The organism is Bacillus sp. K2I17, assembly GCF_002209985.1.
Taxonomy (GTDB): Bacteria; Bacillota; Bacilli; order Bacillales; family Bacillaceae_G; genus Bacillus_A; species Bacillus_A wiedmannii.
The window spans coordinates 1-3,801 of record NZ_NJGF01000094.1; the positions used below are offsets into that span (position 1 = coordinate 1).

General features: G+C 31.5%; 3 protein-coding genes and 1 pseudogene. 3 read left to right on the top strand and 1 reads right to left on the bottom strand.

Features of this window, described 5'->3' with window-relative positions:
- Positions 1-336: 336 nt before the first annotated feature.
- Entirely contained in the window at positions 337-723 is a 387-nt protein-coding gene (locus CER22_RS30660; RefSeq protein WP_088063404.1) for a spore coat protein, read from the bottom strand.
- Positions 724-1,431: 708 nt separating this feature from the next.
- Here CER22_RS30660 and CER22_RS30665 point away from each other — a divergent pair.
- The 3 genes and pseudogenes from CER22_RS30665 to CER22_RS30675 form a co-directional block, all read left to right on the top strand.
- Positions 1,432-1,962 (top strand): RNA polymerase sigma factor SigX, encoded by a 531-nt coding sequence (locus CER22_RS30665; RefSeq protein WP_088063405.1) that lies wholly within the window; start codon positions 1,432-1,434, stop codon positions 1,960-1,962.
- Positions 1,963-1,965: 3 nt separating this feature from the next.
- Positions 1,966-2,943, top strand: a complete 978-nt coding sequence (locus CER22_RS30670; RefSeq protein ID WP_088610471.1) for a DUF4179 domain-containing protein — start codon at positions 1,966-1,968, stop codon at positions 2,941-2,943.
- A 402-nt stretch (positions 2,944-3,345) separates the two neighbouring features.
- Positions 3,346-3,474: pseudogene (locus tag CER22_RS30675) on the top strand (D-alanyl-D-alanine carboxypeptidase); the annotation flags it as partial.
- Positions 3,475-3,801: the final 327 nt, after the last annotated feature.

A 3,801-nucleotide genomic window follows, 5' to 3' on the forward strand; every position in this document is an offset into this window, starting at 1 on the left:
TTTTAGAAAAAAGAAATAATCTCTACTATACTTGACATTGTATAATCTTAGCTTGATAGCGATGGGTTAGCGCCACATGCCCATCAACTTAAGAATTTCATAATGCCCCCCAAAAAAAAATTGTACATTTTCACCTGGAGATGCTAATCTTCTCGTTTTGGGCATTTGCTTTTCTTAGGTTGCTTGACTTGGACTAGCAATTGTATTTGCCGAACCGCCAAAAACTGCTAATATTTTAAAAAACTTTTTACATAACAATTTAACCCTTCGTAGAAAACTACGAAGGGTTAAATTGTTCAAAGGGTATTCCATTTGAGGTTTAATCAAATTATGTTCTTAAATGAAATTTTGAGGTACACATTCACGAACACCGGAATTTTTCAATGAGTTAAATAAAGCTGCACTGATTCTTAATAGGACGTTGTTATCAGTTCCATTTTCTAAATCATAGATTACAAAGTATGCATTATCGACTGTAAAAATACATTTTCGTTCTAATTTAAATCCAGGTGGTACAGTTGGAAATTCATCACTTGGTACAATTATAGGTGTATCACCTTCATCTCTGATAAGATTGAAAGTTTGCTCGTCAATTTCGTAGATATTAACTGGATCAATTTCTACACCTTTATCTGGAATTGTAATTTCATCTTCAACTAATAAGAAAAAACGTTGGTTTCGAAAATTGAAAAGAGATCTTGCTCCAATTTCAAATGATGCCACTTTATATTCACCTCCTTTACAACTTTTTTATCGATTTAAAGTTACCTTCATATGGTATGTCAGATCAATAGATTTGGTTACGGCTTGTACTACGCAAATTACTAAATTAAGAGTCTTACCTATGTCTATCAAGTTAAAATTAAAGGATATCCCCAGAACGATAAGATTTTCGTTCTGGGGATTCCTCACATTCTTGTTCCCATTAAAAAAATGTATTAGACTAAACCTAGTTAATTTAAAAGTGTTCCTTATCCCTCATCTTTCTAATTTATTGAATATTAAAATGTAGACTAATCATGAGGTTTCATATTATAAAATAGTTTTTATTAAAATAAAGTATTAGACTCAATAGTAGCTATGCAATTATTTTACAGTTAATAAGAACAATTCTGAGAAGATGTACGTAATAAAATGGGAGAGGGATAATTTGAATCAAAATAAACCAATAGAAACAGAAGAAAAACTATCCACCATACAAAAAATGAAAAAACAACAAACTAACTGTTTTCTTTTACATTAATAGAAAACTACTGCAAAAGTTATAATTATAGTTTTATGTTTTCATATCCCTTTTGGCATTTATCTTTTAATAAGATGAATGCTTTTTTAGTACATAATAAAAAAATAATCAGAAAAACTGTCACAAAATCCGTTTTTCTGGTTTCTCTATAATATAGGCATCAAATTGAAAGTGAGGTTTAAACTAACATGTTAACAATAGAAAATGAAGAAAGTCCTGCTTCTGATATGAATTTTGAAGATTTATTTAAGCAGTACTATGCTTACGCTTTAAAACAGATCATATGGATTGTTAAAAATCAATCTATCGCTGAAGAGTTAGCACAAGAAGTATTTTTACAATTATATCGTAGCGATTGGAAAGTAATTGAAAACATACCGGGATGGTTGATTAAATCTTCTACCTATGTAGCTTATAATCATTTGCGATCTGAAAAAAGGTATCAAGCGAAGATTGATAAAGAAATACAATACCATGAAGTACAAAATGTTTCATCATTAGACGATGATTGGATAAGAAAAGAAGAAATTACAAAGGTCCAAACAATACTAAATAAAATGAATGATCGAGAACGAACCCTTTTACTAATGAAATTCTCTGGTTTTCAATATAAAGAAATTGCAGAAATACTTCAAACTGAAATATCTTCTATTGGAACATTATTAGTCCGAGCCAAAATGAAATTCCGCAAGATTTATAAACAAATAGAGGAGGCGTAACAAATGAAATGTTATGATATCGGATTTATTCAAACATATATTGATGGAGAACTTTCTCATGATACAAGAAAGGAATTCACAAAGCACCTAGATACATGTGAAGCATGCCAAGATTTATTAGTAGAAATCAGTAAATTAAACAACTGGGAAAACATAATGCTAGATGGAGAATCTTCAAATTCACCACAAGAAATCAAAATTGATGTAGAACAAGCATGGAAAACATTTGAAAGTCGTTCCAAGCTAGACAATGTTTCTAATATAAATCATAAAAAACAACAGAAGAAGGGACTATTTACAAACATGAGTAAAAAATCAAAACGTTTCATTTATACAGCAGTAGCTGCAGGAGCACTTTTCACAACAGCAATGATTCCACAAGTACAAGTGGCGGCTACAAATGTTGCCTCATATTTTTCTGATGCAATTACAAATGATAAAGTTGTAAATGAAGGAATAACAGATGAAAATGGTGTCACACAAGATATGATGAAGAATGGTAAATATATTCCTATTGATGAAAAAATTACAGATCAAGGTATTACTGTACATCTCAAAGAATTATATATATCAGATTTACGTATATCAGTTCATTATAGAATGGAAAAAGCTGACGGAAGTTTAGTACCATTTGAATTTGATACATCAGGATTAGAGCTCGCAAGTGATGGTAAAATTAATGGGCAACAAGAGGAAAACCCTGAGATTAAAAATGATGGGAGACTATCATTTATCCATGATTCAGATGATCATCTTCCTTTTGAACTTATGGCAGCAGGTAAAAAATTAAATGATATAGGTATTCGTGATAATGATAGACCCGAAGGTGTTTCTACATTTGTTATAGTTAATGAAGGAAGAGATGAGTTTAAACAGCCCCTTACTTTAGATGTAAATATAAATAGAATTGGAAAAGTAATTGGATCTTGGAAAGGTCAATTTCAAATTGATACTTCACATTTGATAAATAAAACTAATTAAAATGAAAAAAAGAATAGAACAATATGTATCTAATGCTCAGTTTATATGTTTTCTTGTTTTCGTTACATTTATTTCTTATACAGTTTTTACTCTATCTTTTATTTATGATTTAAGTTTATAACCTTAAATCATAAATAAAAGATCATTACAAGAAAAAACTCCCTAAAACAGTAGGAAAATAAATAACCGGTTCCTTAACATATAAGGAATCGGTTATTTTGTATCTAAAATATGTCTAAACGTACAATTTTCTTTTTTTGATATGGTGACCCCATCGCCATCAACTTAAGAAAACAAGTCACCACAAAACGAAATTTTGTGCTAACTTGTGACAAAAAAGCTCATTTTTTCGTTTTGGGGTTATTTTAAAATCTTAGCTTGACGGGCATGTGATGGTACCCCTTTATGCGGTTTCAAAAGGAATATTTGTCTGTAGCAATACTAAGTAACTATGATGGATTTGACTCTAAAAAATATGCTAACGAAATAGCAAAAATTGTTTTAGGAAAAGTAAAAAACAATAGAGCTTAGTTTTGCAATGATAAATGCTTTTTTTATTAGATAATTACTTTACCAATAATCGAGATGTTTGCGGATACATTTATTTTTGGGATACATAATTATATTTAGAGAATACCCAGTTGCAGTATTTGAGTTTTTAATAAGAAGGGATGCGAAGGAATGAACTCACAGAGACAAGGCTATGCAGGCTGGTGGCAAGGTGGACATGGTGGTTGGCCGGGTGGACACGGTGGTTGGCAAGGCGGACACGGTGGTTGGCAAGGCGGACACGGTGGTTGGCCGGGTGGACACGGTGGTTGGCAAGGCGGACACGGTGGTTGGCAAGGCGGACACGGT

Bases quoted from the DNA above. Each gene is read 5' to 3' on its own strand.
- CER22_RS30665 (WP_088063405.1), top strand. From the start codon at position 1,432: ATGTTAACAATAGAAAATGAAGAAAGTCCTGCTTCTGATATGAATTTT.
- CER22_RS30670 (WP_088610471.1), top strand. From the start codon at position 1,966: ATGAAATGTTATGATATCGGATTTATTCAAACATATATTGATGGAGAA.